12 protein-coding genes are annotated in these 13,500 nt (G+C 39.6%); 7 read left to right on the top strand and 5 right to left on the bottom strand.

The window, feature by feature from the left end:
* Window positions 1-43 precede the first annotated feature (43 nt).
* Complete coding sequence (locus tag ACSLUF_RS17590) at window positions 44-574, bottom strand: hypothetical protein (RefSeq protein WP_435623975.1); 531 nt, start codon at window positions 572-574, stop codon at window positions 44-46.
* A gap of 829 nt (window positions 575-1,403) precedes the next feature.
* Here ACSLUF_RS17590 and ACSLUF_RS17585 point away from each other — a divergent pair.
* From ACSLUF_RS17585 to ACSLUF_RS17560, 6 genes are all read left to right on the top strand, one after another.
* Window positions 1,404-1,973 carry a 3-keto-disaccharide hydrolase gene (locus ACSLUF_RS17585; RefSeq protein WP_435623974.1) on the top strand — a complete coding sequence of 190 codons (570 nt, stop codon included), beginning with the start codon at window positions 1,404-1,406 and terminating at the stop codon, window positions 1,971-1,973.
* Between the two features lie 32 nt (window positions 1,974-2,005).
* Window positions 2,006-3,085, top strand: a complete 1,080-nt coding sequence (locus tag ACSLUF_RS17580; protein ID WP_435623973.1) for a bile acid:sodium symporter family protein — start codon at window positions 2,006-2,008, stop codon at window positions 3,083-3,085.
* A gap of 210 nt (window positions 3,086-3,295) precedes the next feature.
* Window positions 3,296-3,673, top strand: coding sequence for a hypothetical protein (locus tag ACSLUF_RS17575; RefSeq protein ID WP_435623972.1), 378 nt, complete (start codon window positions 3,296-3,298; stop codon window positions 3,671-3,673).
* 287 nt (window positions 3,674-3,960) lie between these two features.
* Window positions 3,961-5,229: a PAS domain-containing protein gene (locus ACSLUF_RS17570; protein WP_435623971.1), complete on the top strand. Its 1,269-nt coding sequence runs from the start codon at window positions 3,961-3,963 to the stop codon at window positions 5,227-5,229.
* Entirely contained in the window at window positions 5,226-5,780 is a 555-nt protein-coding gene (locus ACSLUF_RS17565; protein ID WP_435623970.1) for a sensor histidine kinase, read from the top strand. Before ACSLUF_RS17570 ends, ACSLUF_RS17565 begins: the two co-directional genes overlap by 4 nt.
* Entirely contained in the window at window positions 5,777-6,184 is a 408-nt protein-coding gene (locus ACSLUF_RS17560; RefSeq protein WP_435623969.1) for a response regulator, read from the top strand. The genes ACSLUF_RS17565 and ACSLUF_RS17560 overlap by 4 nt, the downstream gene beginning before the upstream one ends.
* Before the next feature lie 23 nt (window positions 6,185-6,207).
* Here ACSLUF_RS17560 and ACSLUF_RS17555 read toward each other — a convergent pair whose 3' ends face one another.
* The 3 genes from ACSLUF_RS17555 to ACSLUF_RS17545 all read right to left on the bottom strand — a co-directional run bounded on the left by ACSLUF_RS17555 (window position 6,208) and on the right by ACSLUF_RS17545 (window position 11,079).
* Entirely contained in the window at window positions 6,208-7,293 is a 1,086-nt protein-coding gene (locus tag ACSLUF_RS17555; protein ID WP_435623968.1) for an ion channel, read from the bottom strand.
* Window positions 7,283-10,201 (bottom strand): hypothetical protein, encoded by a 2,919-nt coding sequence (locus ACSLUF_RS17550; protein ID WP_435623967.1) that lies wholly within the window; start codon window positions 10,199-10,201, stop codon window positions 7,283-7,285. Before ACSLUF_RS17550 ends, ACSLUF_RS17555 begins: the two co-directional genes overlap by 11 nt.
* A 65-nt stretch (window positions 10,202-10,266) precedes the next feature.
* A complete protein-coding gene (locus tag ACSLUF_RS17545) occupies window positions 10,267-11,079 on the bottom strand; it encodes a sulfite exporter TauE/SafE family protein (protein ID WP_435623966.1) in 813 nt (270 codons plus the stop codon).
* A gap of 9 nt (window positions 11,080-11,088) precedes the next feature.
* Here ACSLUF_RS17545 and ACSLUF_RS17540 point away from each other — a divergent pair, with 9 nt between their 5' ends.
* Window positions 11,089-12,900, top strand: a complete 1,812-nt coding sequence (locus tag ACSLUF_RS17540; RefSeq protein ID WP_435623965.1) for a sodium:solute symporter family protein — start codon at window positions 11,089-11,091, stop codon at window positions 12,898-12,900.
* Here the strand turns inward: ACSLUF_RS17540 and ACSLUF_RS17535 are convergent.
* Entirely contained in the window at window positions 12,889-13,479 is a 591-nt protein-coding gene (locus ACSLUF_RS17535) for a riboflavin synthase (RefSeq protein WP_435623964.1), read from the bottom strand. The genes ACSLUF_RS17540 and ACSLUF_RS17535 overlap by 12 nt on opposite strands.
* Window positions 13,480-13,500 lie beyond the last annotated feature (21 nt).

Raw genomic sequence — 13,500 nt, 5'->3', positions numbered from 1 at the left:
TTGACACTTCATTTACGGCGCACTCTCTTGAAACCGCCCCTTATTAGGAGCGGCTTTTCGATTTATCCTCCTTTCGTTTTTTGTTATTGCTTTTTGAAAGCTTTTTTTTAATTCGAACAATTTCCTTCTCGGCGTAATCTTGGTAGTCAGAATTATAAGAGTACGCTCTTACCTCTTCCATTGCCCTGATTGCCATTTTAAATTGGCGCCATACCTCAAACAACCAACTTTGTAAGTTATAAAGGACGGCTTTGTCCATACCTTTTATGGTAAGGGCAAACTCCAAAACCTTTTGTGCCTCGGTCAAGTCTTCATTCATAATTAGGATAGCAATGTAATCTGGATAGATATATGGTAATTCCAGACCACACTCCAATGCTCGTTCAAAGCATTCCTTCGCAGCCTCATACTCCCCTAACTGTTCGGCATAGACTTTACCCATCAGACAAAGTGCCTTAACATTTTTAGCGTCGTATGAAAGCGCATAGTTTAAAGCCTCCATAGCTTCTTCAAGCTCATAGGGATATGCTTCCAACGCTTTAAACAGGTACATATTAAAATTTGTTCTTTCCATGACATTTAAATTTTACATGCTGGATACCCTTGTACACCCAGACAATGTGTTTAAGTTTCGAAATGTCTATACCCGATGGATATAAAAAATCCGAAACACTCTTTTTGAATGCCTCGGATCTTTTAGGAGTCTATGACTCGCTAAGGAAAGAACCGAAGCATAGGTATTGATTGTTCCTCAATCAATCGGCTTTTAAAACAACTTTGATATAAAAGCATAGCTTCGTTTTTATTAATACTTATTCTAGTTTATTGTCCTCAATTCGACAGGGCAAAGATGGAATCTATTTTTGAACTACACAAGAAAAAAATTATTTAAATTGATGAAAATCAAATAGTTAACTTCAAATTTAAACAATAGAATCCTTGTCCGCTTTCCAGCGGATTTTAAACATTTTACAATCGCCTGTCCCTCAATTGTTTTCTGTTTCAATTACTCTGTTATATGTAGTTTTACTTTTCACTCATTATTTAAAATTTTCCATAAAAAAAGCGCCCAGTTTGTGCTGGACGCTTCTATGTAGTATCAAGATTTGTTTTAAATCAATGCATAAATCTATTTAAACTAGACACATCACGTCCTTTCCGCGAGGATAATTCCATTATCCAGTGACAATCACACTGACTAAACAGTGTTCCAGGTTTGATATGTACTCTAGTATTTTTCATTTCAGGTGCAAATATGCATCGAACGGTTGGACCTCGCAAAAGTTATTGACGTTTGTTTATCTTTCAAATCGCACGCTGCTCCAATCCCCAGTTAAGATTTTGGAAACTATGGTCGCTGTCTTTTAATCTATTTTGTACTTTTTCGAATTAGAATACTATTCATGAAAACTGGCACTTCCGTTTTTATATTTCTTTTCGTCTTGGTTTTGAACATTTCCTGCTCTGATTCCCATCAATTGTTTCAAAAAAATGCCAAAGATTGGAAGTCCTATGGTGATGCCGAATGGAGTTTTTCCAACAACACATTAATGGCGAGGGTTTCAGATGGGGATGGGTTTATAATGACGGACCAGTCTTACAGGAACTTTGTCCTGGAACTGGAATTTAAACCTGACAGTACTATAAATTCTGGGATTTTTGTTCGTTGTACCAAGAAAGAACTCAGTGCTACTGAATGTCATGAACTGAACATTTGGGACCTACACCCAAATCAAGAGTATAGAACAGGCGCAATCGTTACCAAGAGTGTACCTCTACAACGTGTGGAAACTTTGAACAAATGGAATGCGTACAAGATTAAAATGGAAGAAAATCGAATTCAAGTATGGGTCAATGATACCTTAACTGCGGATGCCGAGTACCAATACCCAGAAAAGGGCTTTATTGGTTTGCAAGCTATGGGGACGGGTGAAATCCGATTTAGAAACATAAGAATAAGACCTGCTCGCTAAAATTAACTACTTTGACCTTTTAATAACATACTATGGAAAAATTTGGTAAATGGAGCGCAATACTTAGTGCTATTCTTGCATTTGGGGTCTTGCTTTTTTGGATTTTAGACAAGATAGACTACCTCGCTCCAACCTTGATTTTTTTCTTTGTTGCATTGGCGCTAACATTTAATGCCTACGATCGTCTTAAGGGATTCTCGTTTACCATTTTGATTTTTGCCGCCGTTGCAGCCTCCCTTTTTTACCCTCATTTTTTTCTTGAAATAGGGTCGTTTAAACTGAATCGGCTGATAGTTCCCCTGTTAATAATCATCATGTTTGGAATGGGGACAAGCATCGGCATAAAGGATTTTGTTGGTGTGGTGAAAATGCCAAAAGGGGTTTTGGTCGGTCTCATTGCCCAATTTACCATAATGCCCTTTATCGGTTTTGGGCTGGCAAAATTATCCGGCTTACCCCCTGAAGTGGCGGCAGGTATCATTCTGGTCGGATGTTCACCCGGTGGATTAGCTTCAAACGTAATGGCGTATATCTCTGGCGCCAATTTGGCGTTATCCCTTACCCTAACAGCCGTATCTACGGCACTTTCACCCCTATTGACCCCATTTTTTATGCAACTTTTGGCCAATGAACTGGTACCTATTGATTTTTTGAGCATGTTCTGGAGTATTATGAAAATTGTAATTCTACCCATACTCGCCGGACTTCTTTTTAACCACTTTGCCCATGGTAAGGTTAAATGGTTGGATAAGGCGATGCCAAAAATATCAATGGCTGCTATTGCCATCATAATTACCATTATTACTGCCTCCGGAAGGGATTCGCTACTGTCCATCGGCTTAATACTAATAGTTGTTGTCATCGTCCATAACTTTTCGGGTTATATTTTAGGCTATTATGGAGGTAAATTGGTAGGTCTTGATGAAAAGTCATCTCGTACAGTTGCTTTTGAAGTGGGCATGCAGAATGCAGGTCTCGCCTCTGGCATAGCGCTAGAAATGGGGAGACTGGCCACTATGGGATTGGCTCCAGCAGTCTTCGGCCCATTTATGAATATTTCTGGCTCTTCTTTGGCAACCATTTGGCAACGGAAGAAAACGACAATTCAATAATCAAGAGTATTATATCCGTACCTGATTTTTTCACTTCAAAGCGAGGAGCTTCATCACGGAAAATCCGTAATATTTTTCTTATATTAGCTTCAGAAAACTTCAACTACTACATTTTGGGAATCCATTAGACTTTTTCAATTGTCTTTATTGGCCTATCATTCCTTGGCATTACATCTACTTTCTTAGTAAGTAAAAACAAAAACATAGCGTATGACCAAAGGTTTGAGAGGAGTTCGTAGATTCCCGAAAAAAAGCAAAACACAGTTAAGTTCAGAAGAGTTCCTGGTTTATGGGAATTTAGGTGTAAAAATTACCAAGGAGGTCGATTACTTTGTAAAAGAGCATCTTGGATATTCCATTCTTACCAGAATTTTATTGAAGTGCATTGAGCTCAACAAGGAGTTTTTTCGAATAGAAGTTTTATTGAAAAAGGTAAACAACAAAATATGCGTCCTGTTTTTTGTAGAAAATGATAAACAAATAGGGGCCGCGAGTTTTTATAAACCCAGTTTCTTGTTAAGCAATATGAAGCTGTTGTTTGCTAATGGCAAAATGCACATGCTAGATGAGATTCCCAATACCGAATAGAGATAATCTTTTCTAACAAAATCAAAACTGCTCAAATATTTACCATTTTTTATGAGATTCCAAATGCTGATGGAGCCTAAGGCGGATTCTTAGGGTGATAAAACAACTCCTTTCTTCGAATACAACTGAAATCTCGTTGTATCTATATTGCATCAATAGGGAATTAAAAATCTGATTTCTTTGAGATGGGCTAACAGATGATTGTTGAAACGGGAAAAGAAGAGCGTTTCAACAAACAATATTAAGAAAATTCTTACGTTTTTATTTGAGCGTTTCAACCATATTTAATGAGTTTTAGGATTGATTCAAGTATTGCATTGTCGGAGCTTCCCTTTCCCGTAGCTCTGGTTGATGCTGGTTTTGAAATAAAGGAACATTCGGATGTATTCTATAGCTATTTTGGATTTCAAGATGCGGATAAACTTCCAAAAAATCTGAAGGATTTGCTTGGGAGAATTCCCGATTCCCTGAAGGATTTAAAAAAAAGGAAATCCCAACTCAAAGAGCCCATTCGCGAGTTTATCTGTTATGTCTCTAAGAAAGATGAGCTAAGATGGCATAAGATAGTGCTGTACCCTGATGCATCCCGCACTGGATATTTTCTTTATGTTGAAGACGTTACCCAAAAGAAAATTGCCTTTGATCTTTCTGTTCAGGCGGAACACACTGCTAAAATTGGTAGTTGGGAGGTTGATTTAGTCAACAATAAGATCTATTGGTCCGATATGACCAAAGAAATACATGAAGTTACCAGTGATTATGTTCCAAACCTTGAAGGTGGAATTAACTTTTATAAAAAAGGAGAACATCGGGACCGTATCATGGAATTGGTTTCAAACACGATTGAAAATGGAGGATCATTTGACGAGGAGTTCATTATCGTGACGGCCAAAGGAAACGAAAAATGGGTACGATCTATTTGTAGTTCGGAGATGGTTAACGGAAAGGCCACACGTCTATTTGGTGTTTTTCAGGATATAGATGAACCCAAAAGGGACAGTATAAAATATCAGGTGCTTACGGATAGAATGCGGGTCGCAGTGGAAAGCTCCAATATTGGTATTTGGGATTATGATATCGTAAATAATGTTTTGGCCTGGAACGACAATATGTACAATCTGTACCATGTGAGGAAAGAGGATTTCTCCGGGGAGGTGGAAGCTTGGGAAAGCACCATTCATCCGGATGATCGAGAAAGAAGCCTAAAGGCTGTTGAAGAGGCGATTGAAGGTACAAAGGAATTTAACACGGAGTTTCGAATCAAAACCTCGGACGGGTCCATACGATATATTCAAGGGCAAGGAAAGGTGTTTAGGGATGAGAAGGGGAAGGCCATAAGAATGATTGGGGCCAATACCGATGTTTCGCGAATTAAGAAAGCCGACAATCGGCTTAGGCAATTGCTTAACACCACCGAAAAACAGAATCAAAGCCTATTGAACTTTGCCCATATTGTTTCCCATAACCTTCGATCTAATTCCAGCAACCTATCCATGCTTACAGGGATGCTACTGGAGAATACCAATCCTGAAAAACAACAGCGATTTTGGAAATGATTCGAATTTCCGCAGATCGCTTGGACGAGATCGTGGTTCAATTGAACGAAGTGATTAAGATCCAATCGGATCCCAATGTCAATCTGCAATGGGTAAATGTAAAAACAACATTGATAGAAGTTTTGGAGAGCATAAATGCCCATGTGGAAGAAATAAACCCCAAGATAAACATCCAAATTAAGGATGGTTTAAGGGTTTACGGGGTAAAGCCTTATATATCCAGTATTTTCCTGAATTTACTTACCAACAGTCTAAAATATAGGAAGCCAAACATAAAAATGAAGATTACTGTGGAAGCCTACGAGGAAGATCAGTATACTACAGTTGCATTTAAAGATAATGGTAGGGGAATAGATATGGAACGACATGGCGATAAACTGTTCGGTATGTATAAAACTTTTCACGGGAATAAAGACGCCAAGGGAATAGGGCTTTTTATTTCTAAAAATCAAATGGATGCCATGAATGCAAAAATTGAAGTAAGAAGTGAAGTGGACCAAGGAGCCACTTTCCTGCTGAGATTTCCAAACCAAAAGCAAGGGAAAGCATGAAAGCAAAAAAGGTTTTTTTAGTTGATGATGATTTCGTTTTTAGAGAGGCTGCTGAGGTGCTTATTACTACCTCGGGTCTTACGGATAAGGTATTTCATTTTGAAAATGGATTGGAAGTGTATAATAGGTTAGTAGAGCTCTCCGAAACTCCGGAACATCTCCCCGAAATTATGCTGTTGGACATTAATATGCCCGTAATGAATGGATGGGAATTATTGGAAGAGCTAAAAATGGAAAAAAACGTATTGCGGGATTCCATTCAGATTCATATCCTAACCTCTTCCATAGCACCTGAAGACCTTAACCTGTCCAAAGAATATGAGTTTATTGATGGGTACATTACAAAGCCCCTTACTCGAGCCGACCTAAAAAAACTAGCACAAAGTGTAGTTGTCAACGAGTAGGTTTTAAAAGGAAATCTTTGGGGCTAAAGCCCATAGCTAACAAGCAGTTCTTTCCACGCATCCTGCTGAATATTAAAAATAACATCTTGGTTTATTTCATCAAACAGATCATGATTCTTTGGCATCATAAAACTTCGATACCCTTCTTCAAAACTTAAGGGAAGCAATTGCACATTTTCATTAAGTTGGAGGTTTTGAATTAAATGGTCCATAGCCGTACGATCGTAGACCAAGGCATTTACATCCTTTTTGGAGAGTGCCAAAAGAGCTTCATGGGGGCTTCTAAAGAACCTTGTATTTTGAAAACCATTTTGCTCCAGAAAATCTGCCCCTGAACTCGCCCCAACAACTCCCACCGATGCTGTTGTCTTCAGCTGCTCCAAACTGGTAATTTCCCCCTCAAGGCTGTTCACCGTCAAGGTGGATGCAATAGTAGCTGTAAAGCTCGAAATAATAATCACCGCGGTGAACATCCAAACAATAGCAATGGTTTTCCCCAAGTTGGTTTTAGGCGCCTTATCTCCGTACCCAACTGTGGTCATGGTTACAGCAGCCCACCAAAGACCATCAAAAAGCCCAAGGATGCCTGGCCTAAATTGATATTTATTCGACCGTCTTTCTACAAACCATAATATCGTCCCAAAGGACAGCAAAATCAGAAGGAGTAAAAGAATAATATTTAAAAAGTCTCGGGAAAAGAAGTTATTGATAAATATTTGAAATTGACTTTGGCTTGAAGAGGATATGGCCACACCTAGACTTGAAATATGAAAAGGCTGACTTACCTCAAATTTTTGCATGCGAGCCGCATTGTTTTCCATAGCATTTATCGCCAAATCGATATCTCCATAATCCAAAGCACGGATAATACCAATAGGGTCACTAAAGGAAATGTATTTGTAGGGAATCTTCTTTTTTTGCGCTATACTTTCCCAAAGATCTATGGACAACCCGGAAACCCCAGCCTTGTTATCGTCTTCTTTGACAAAAGGCACCTGTTCAAAAATTCCGATACGCAAAGTGTCCGTTTTGGATTGACCATGAACAGCTCCCATTTGAACAAGGGTAAGGCAAAAACATAGGATAATTTTGAATTGTTTACGCTTCATTGTTCTTTGGTTTAGGCTCCATTACAGTTAAAAAACTGACAAGAATTTGGACAAGGGAGAGGTCCCTTTGTGAAAATCGCTTTTCTTCTATCCCGTAAAGACAGAATACTGCCGGATGGTCATCAAGATGAAAGGGCACCAATAAATGGGAAGAAAACGGGCTTTTTGGCATATTGGCGATGTAATTCATAACCTGTTTCTCAAAGTCATCTATAATCAAGGGTTTGTTGGTGGTAAGCACATAACTACTTAGATTTTCTTTTTCGTTAAACTCTGCTTTTCTTCGTATATGCTCAGATTTATTTCGATGGAACCCTTGATATTTAATCTCTCGATTAGTTACTCTTGCAATCTCAAAGGCATCGATTCCCGTTGGTAGCTCCACCAATTTTTTTAGACTGATTAATGTATCGGGCCAGGTATTGGATTTTGTTAGCGAACTTAGCAAGCGGTTCAACAGATAGATATTAGTGCCCGTACTTTTTAAGGCTTCTTTTTGATGCTTTAAAGCATCGTCTTTTTTTGCAAGTTGCTCTTCTTTTAAAGCCAAAGCGGTTTGTTCCTTGAGCAAAAGACCCCTAAGGTTTCGGGTTTTAAAGCGTTCCCATTGCAACACAGTAGCCCACAAAAGCAAAAGGGTTAGAGCCGAAAGAATGAGTATACCCCACCAAGTGGAGAACCATATTGGGTTTATCGCTAAGGTGATTTGTTTTGCCTTGCTCCAGGCATGACCTCCCAACTGTTGCCCTCTAATGTAAAGGCGATATTTACCTTTTTTTTGCCCTGATACTTTAATGTGGTTACCAGTAACAGGACTGGACCAAGGAACATAAGCGAAACTTTCATCTGAAAGTTCATCCTCAATAAGTTTATATTGGTAGACCACTTCATTTCCTGGAAAAGCAATGGTGTTAAGGTGTATTGTGATAGAAGACTTTTCATTTACCAGTATTTGGGGTGCAGTTTCAATTTTCCGATTATTTACCTCTATGGCACTGATAAGAGGGGTGTTGGTTTGTAAAGGCCTTGCATTGGCCCTTGAAGAATGCACAATTCCTTCAGCCGTTCCAAACCACAGCAAGTTTTCGGCATCTACCCTTAAGTTTCTGTAGGTGGAAACTTTGGAAGGGGTTCCACTCTTTTCATCAAACTGGATGTAGCCTCCGTCTGTTTCATAAAAAAGAAGACCATTAGTGTCTGTAGCTAACCAAAGACTTCCCTCCTTGGTGGCCACAACAGATCGTATTTCGTTTCTTGTATAGGACCCTAGGTCAACACGACTTATTGATTCTGTATCGAATTTGAGCAAACCGTCTGTGGTAGCCAACCAAACGATGCCTTGGGAATCGATGGCCAAGTCATGAACTTCAAAATTATTTCCCACTTCAAAATCTAAGGGAAGACTTGTATCATTGAAAACATCATTTGTCCTGTCATATTTAAAAAGATAGGAGGTTCGGCCAATCCCAGCTGCATAAATTTCGGAACGCCCCCCCTCGCGAATTACAAGAATTCGGGAATTCAGTCCTTTCTCTTCCCCGTACATCTCAACCTGTCCATCCAAGGAGACTTTGGCCACTCCCAAAATGGGTTTATCTAAGGGAGCCTGGCAGAACCAGTTGTCTCCCATATGATCGGTTGACATAAAGAACACGCCACCACCTCTTGCCGTCAAATCGATTGTTTTGGTCTCATCATCATTTCTGTGATGGTGAATGATGCCGTCTACGGTGCCATACCAGAGATTGTTTTTGAAAGTGCTTATGGCTGATACCCTTGATGGACTGGTTCTTTTTTCGAAATCAAATGTGCTTCCCTTTTTTTCGAGTACGAACAAATTTCCCATAGCAATCATAATTCTTGAATCGCATTGGGTATCAATACTCAATACGTTGTCATGAGGTAATCCCGAAACACTTTGGAAGAAGGGGGATTGCAGGATTCCAAAACCCTGTTCGGTACTCACCCAAATATCTCCACCCTTACGCAGTTGGCTTTGTGAAAAAAAGAGGTGGTTAATCGAGGCGAAGGGTAATTCTTCTACTCGATGTGGATCATTCGAACCAAAAACCTTTTTAACAATGGCAGTTTCCTGATCTAAAGAATAAAGACCATCATCACTACCTAAAAAATAGTTGTTATCTAAATCCTTTGACACCCAATTGAATTTGACATTCTTGGAATCAATTGTTTTTGAGGCAAGCATTTGCTTCTTTTTGTTCAAGGTGAACCAATGTACTTGGTCGCCCACCACCACAAAATCTGATTTATCTACAGAGAAGTGATTTATATCTGTTAAGTTTTCAAAACGTTTGAACTCTCTTTGGTTGTCATCCAAGTAAAACAGACCCTGATTGGGAACCAACGCCCATATGGTGTTGAATTGATCTTCTTGAAAGGAAATGTTTTCCGTTCTGGGTTGATTTGATATTACAAACCTTTTATGCATTCTTCCGGACGAGTCCAAGCAGAAGACCGAACCATCTAGCTGCCCGACCCAAATTCGATTTTGGGAATCTTTGAAGAGCGTCTCCGGATATCTCATAAGATTCTGTCCTTCACTGGCTTCTACCCAGCTCGAAATTTTGGGAGAGGAATCAGAATAGGTCAATTTGAAAATTCCGATGTCATTAGAAAAGAGAAGAGTATCCTTATTTATAGGTAATATGGATTTAATGTTCTTGCTTTTCAGTGTAAGGTTAAAGTCTTCAAATTGTGAGCCATCAAAACGAAAAAGACCTTTATCAGAGGCTATCCATACATAACCCTTGGCATCTTGGTTGATTTGAGAAACTTTTTTAAAAGGGAGTTCACCATTTTTATAATAGGTATATCGGAAGTTTTGGGCGGTACAAAGTGTAATGCCCAAAAAGAGGTGAAATAAAATATGGCCTATACAATTCTTCATGAATTGAGGTGAGACTTAAATATAGAAAAAAACAGGCAATGGGTTAATTGCCATAAATCTAGGTGCTATTTAAACAGGATGATAAGTGCTCCAATAGCAGTTACCGCGATGATAAACTTTCGATAGGATTTTTCACTGATCATTTTTACCAATTTGACACCAAGAATCAAACCCAAAAGTATAAAGGGGAATAATTTTAGATCTACAATAAAGGTTTGGGGGGTTATCGTTTCCCACACCCAAATATGAAAGGGAAGCTTGAACAGATTGGTAATAAAAAAAAGCCATGCTGCGGTACCTACAAACTCGTTTTTTGGTAATCGTAGCGCCAAAAAATAAAGATTGGTAAAAGCCCCTGCCAAGTTACCTATCATAGTGCACACACCTGCAACAATTCCAATAAACCCAGCAAAAGACCAATGCTGGGGCACTGTATTTGATTTGCGCCTTTCCCACCAAATCAAGAGACCCAGACTCACCAAAATAACGGCTACCATACCCAGTTTAAAAGATTGCTCAGGAAGGTCTTTTCCAATGATTACACCCACCAAAATACCACCTAGCATCCATGGCAAGAATTTAAGAATGTATTTCCATTGGGTATGACGATTGTAGTACACCACAGCAAAAATATCACCAACAATAAGCAATGGCATAATCAATCCTGTTGAACTTTTGGCTCCAAAGGCCAAAGCCATAAGCGTCACATTGAAGATAGAAAGCCCTTTAAGTCCGGATTTTGAAAGCCCCATCAAGAAAGCGGCTATGCCTGCAAGAAGAAAAGAAGAAAAAGGGATGGAAGCAAACAAGTCCATTTTGACCGATAGTGGAATTTGAGAGTTGTACGTACCAAAAATACTATCTTTAGTCGCAACCAAACCTATCTTATGGATTTACAATCGATAGATTATATCCTCATTTTTGGCTTTTTTTCTTTAGTACTTTTTGTTGGTATCTATGTTTCCAAAAAGTCGGGCAGTAATACTTCGGAGTACTTTCTCTCTGGTCGGAACATGCCCTGGTGGTTGCTTGGTTTTTCTATGGTGGCCACAACCTTTTCTACGGACACGCCCAATCTGGTCACGGATTTTGTTCGGACCGATGGTGTTTCTGGCAATTGGGGATGGTGGGTTTTCTTGTTGACAGGTTTACTAACGGTTTTTGTATATGCCAAGCTGTGGAGAAAATCCAATGTCACCACGGACATGGAGTTCTACGAGCTACGATATGGAGGCAAACCAGCTGCTTTCCTACGTGGCTTTCGCTCCTTGTATTTAGGGGTAATTTTTAATGTCATGGCTATGGCTGGGGTGACGTTGGCAGCTATAAAAATTGGTCAGGTAATGTTGGGTTTGACACCAGTTCATACGGTACTAATCGCAGGAAGTATAACCGTACTGTTTAGTGCTCTTGGAGGTTTTAGAGGGGTAGTATATACCGACTTCATCTTGTTTTTTGTTGCCATGATTGGTGCTATTGGAGCTGCCTTTTACTTGGTAAACTTGCCCGAAGTAGGTGGTCTTTCAGCCGTTCTGCAGAATGATTTGGTGAAAAGCAAAATGGCTCTACTACCTGAATTTTCAGATACTGAGGCGTTAATTACTGTTTTGATTATTCCCCTGGCAGTACAATGGTGGAGTTCATGGTATCCCGGAGGAGAACCTGGTGGAGGGGGTTATATTGCCCAGAGAATGTTGGCAGCTAAAAATGAGAACCATGCTGTGGGTGCTACATTTTTCTTTAATGTGATGCACTATGCTTTGCGTCCATGGCCATGGATATTGGTAGCCTTGGCTTCTTTAGTGGTTTTTCCGGATTTGGAAAGTATACGTGCAGCATTTCCGAATATAGAAGAAAGTAAATTGGGTCATGATTTGGCCTATTCTGCCATGTTGACCAAATTGCCCTCTGGGCTATTGGGAATTGTACTGGCTTCCTTGGGGGCAGCCTATATGTCAACAATTTCCACACATTTAAATTGGGGGTCTTCCTATGTGGTTAATGATTTTTACAAACAACAAATTAATAAAAATGCTTCGGAGCGAGAATTGGTTAATGTAGGTCGGATTACCACGGTATTATTGATGGTATTGAGCGCGCTATTTGCCTTGGCGTTGACCAACGCTGTTCAATTGTTTGATATTATCATCATGTTTGGCGCAGGAACAGGGCTCATTTTTATCTTGAGGTGGTTTTGGTGGCGTATCAACGCTTGGGGAGAGATTACAGCTATGTTTGTTTCTGGAATTGTATCGATTTTGTTCAATTTTGGCGCTTTGGGGCAACTACTTTTTGGTTCGGAAGAAGTCACAGGAATGTTACCCGCTTGGAGTAAGTTCCCGTTGGTTGTTTTAATCACTACTATAGCTTGGGTTTTGGTAATCTATTTGACGCCTTCAGAAACGGAAGAGGTATTGAGTCGTTTTTATAAAAAAACTACTCCCGGAGGACCGGGCTGGAAGAATATTAGGAATTCTTTGAAAAATAAAGGTGTTGAAATAGTGGAAGGAAATTGGTCGGTACCCCAAGGCATATTAGCTATGCTACTGGGCTGTGTTTTTGTTTACGGATGTCTTTTTGCCACTGGAAACTGGATTTATGGCAATTATACATTAGCGGGGATACTGACACTTCTTGCTATTGTATCGGCAATTGCCCTGAATAAAGTATGGAAAAGAATAAAGACCTCAATCCTTTAAAGATAGCAGTCGAGCTACGTATTTTCCAATGACGTCAAACTCCAGATTTATAGTCATACCTTCTTTATACTTATGAAATCGGGTATGTTCATAGGTGTACGGTATAATGGCCACACTAAAGGTGTCTTTTTCTGAGTTAACCACCGTCAAGCTCACACCATCAACGGTAATGGAACCTTTTTCAATAGTCACGTTGTGAAGTTTTGAATCGTAGGAGAAGGTAAAGAACCAACTACCATCTTTTTGTTCAATTTTAGTACAGGTTCCGGTTTGATCGACATGTCCTTGGACAATATGACCGTCCAAACGAGTTCCCAATTTCATGGCTCGCTCCAAATTTATCGGATCGCCTACCTTCAATTCTCCGAGGCTGGTTTTATTTAGCGTCTCTTCTATAGCGGTAACAGTGTATTCATTTCCATCCATGGAAACAACCGTGAGACAAACACCATTGTGGGCTACACTCTGGTCGATTTTGAGCTCATGGCTGATGGAGGAGGAAACCGTAATGTGAAGATTTCCACCTTCCCTTTCCAAATGTTCAACCTTTCCTAGGGTCTCTATGATGCCGGTAAACATGAAATTGTATAAATGAGTAGT

Origin of the sequence: Flagellimonas sp., assembly GCF_965601775.1 — a bacterium.
In the GTDB taxonomy this organism is placed as follows: Bacteria; Bacteroidota; Bacteroidia; order Flavobacteriales; family Flavobacteriaceae; genus Flagellimonas.
Note: the sequence above shows the minus strand (reverse complement) of the source record. Positions and strands in the feature narration are given on the sequence as shown.

Bases quoted from the DNA above. Each gene is read 5' to 3' on its own strand.
- ACSLUF_RS17590 (WP_435623975.1), bottom strand. From the start codon at position 574: ATGGAAAGAACAAATTTTAATATGTACCTGTTTAAAGCGTTGGAAGCA.
- ACSLUF_RS17585 (WP_435623974.1), top strand. From the start codon at position 1,404: ATGAAAACTGGCACTTCCGTTTTTATATTTCTTTTCGTCTTGGTTTTG.
- ACSLUF_RS17580 (WP_435623973.1), top strand. From the start codon at position 2,006: ATGGAAAAATTTGGTAAATGGAGCGCAATACTTAGTGCTATTCTTGCA.
- ACSLUF_RS17575 (WP_435623972.1), top strand. From the start codon at position 3,296: ATGACCAAAGGTTTGAGAGGAGTTCGTAGATTCCCGAAAAAAAGCAAA.
- ACSLUF_RS17570 (WP_435623971.1), top strand. From the start codon at position 3,961: ATGAGTTTTAGGATTGATTCAAGTATTGCATTGTCGGAGCTTCCCTTT.
- ACSLUF_RS17565 (WP_435623970.1), top strand. From the start codon at position 5,226: ATGATTCGAATTTCCGCAGATCGCTTGGACGAGATCGTGGTTCAATTG.
- ACSLUF_RS17560 (WP_435623969.1), top strand. From the start codon at position 5,777: ATGAAAGCAAAAAAGGTTTTTTTAGTTGATGATGATTTCGTTTTTAGA.
- ACSLUF_RS17555 (WP_435623968.1), bottom strand. From the start codon at position 7,293: ATGAAGCGTAAACAATTCAAAATTATCCTATGTTTTTGCCTTACCCTT.
- ACSLUF_RS17550 (WP_435623967.1), bottom strand. From the start codon at position 10,201: ATGAAGAATTGTATAGGCCATATTTTATTTCACCTCTTTTTGGGCATT.
- ACSLUF_RS17540 (WP_435623965.1), top strand. From the start codon at position 11,089: ATGGATTTACAATCGATAGATTATATCCTCATTTTTGGCTTTTTTTCT.
- ACSLUF_RS17535 (WP_435623964.1), bottom strand. From the start codon at position 13,479: ATGTTTACCGGCATCATAGAGACCCTAGGAAAGGTTGAACATTTGGAA.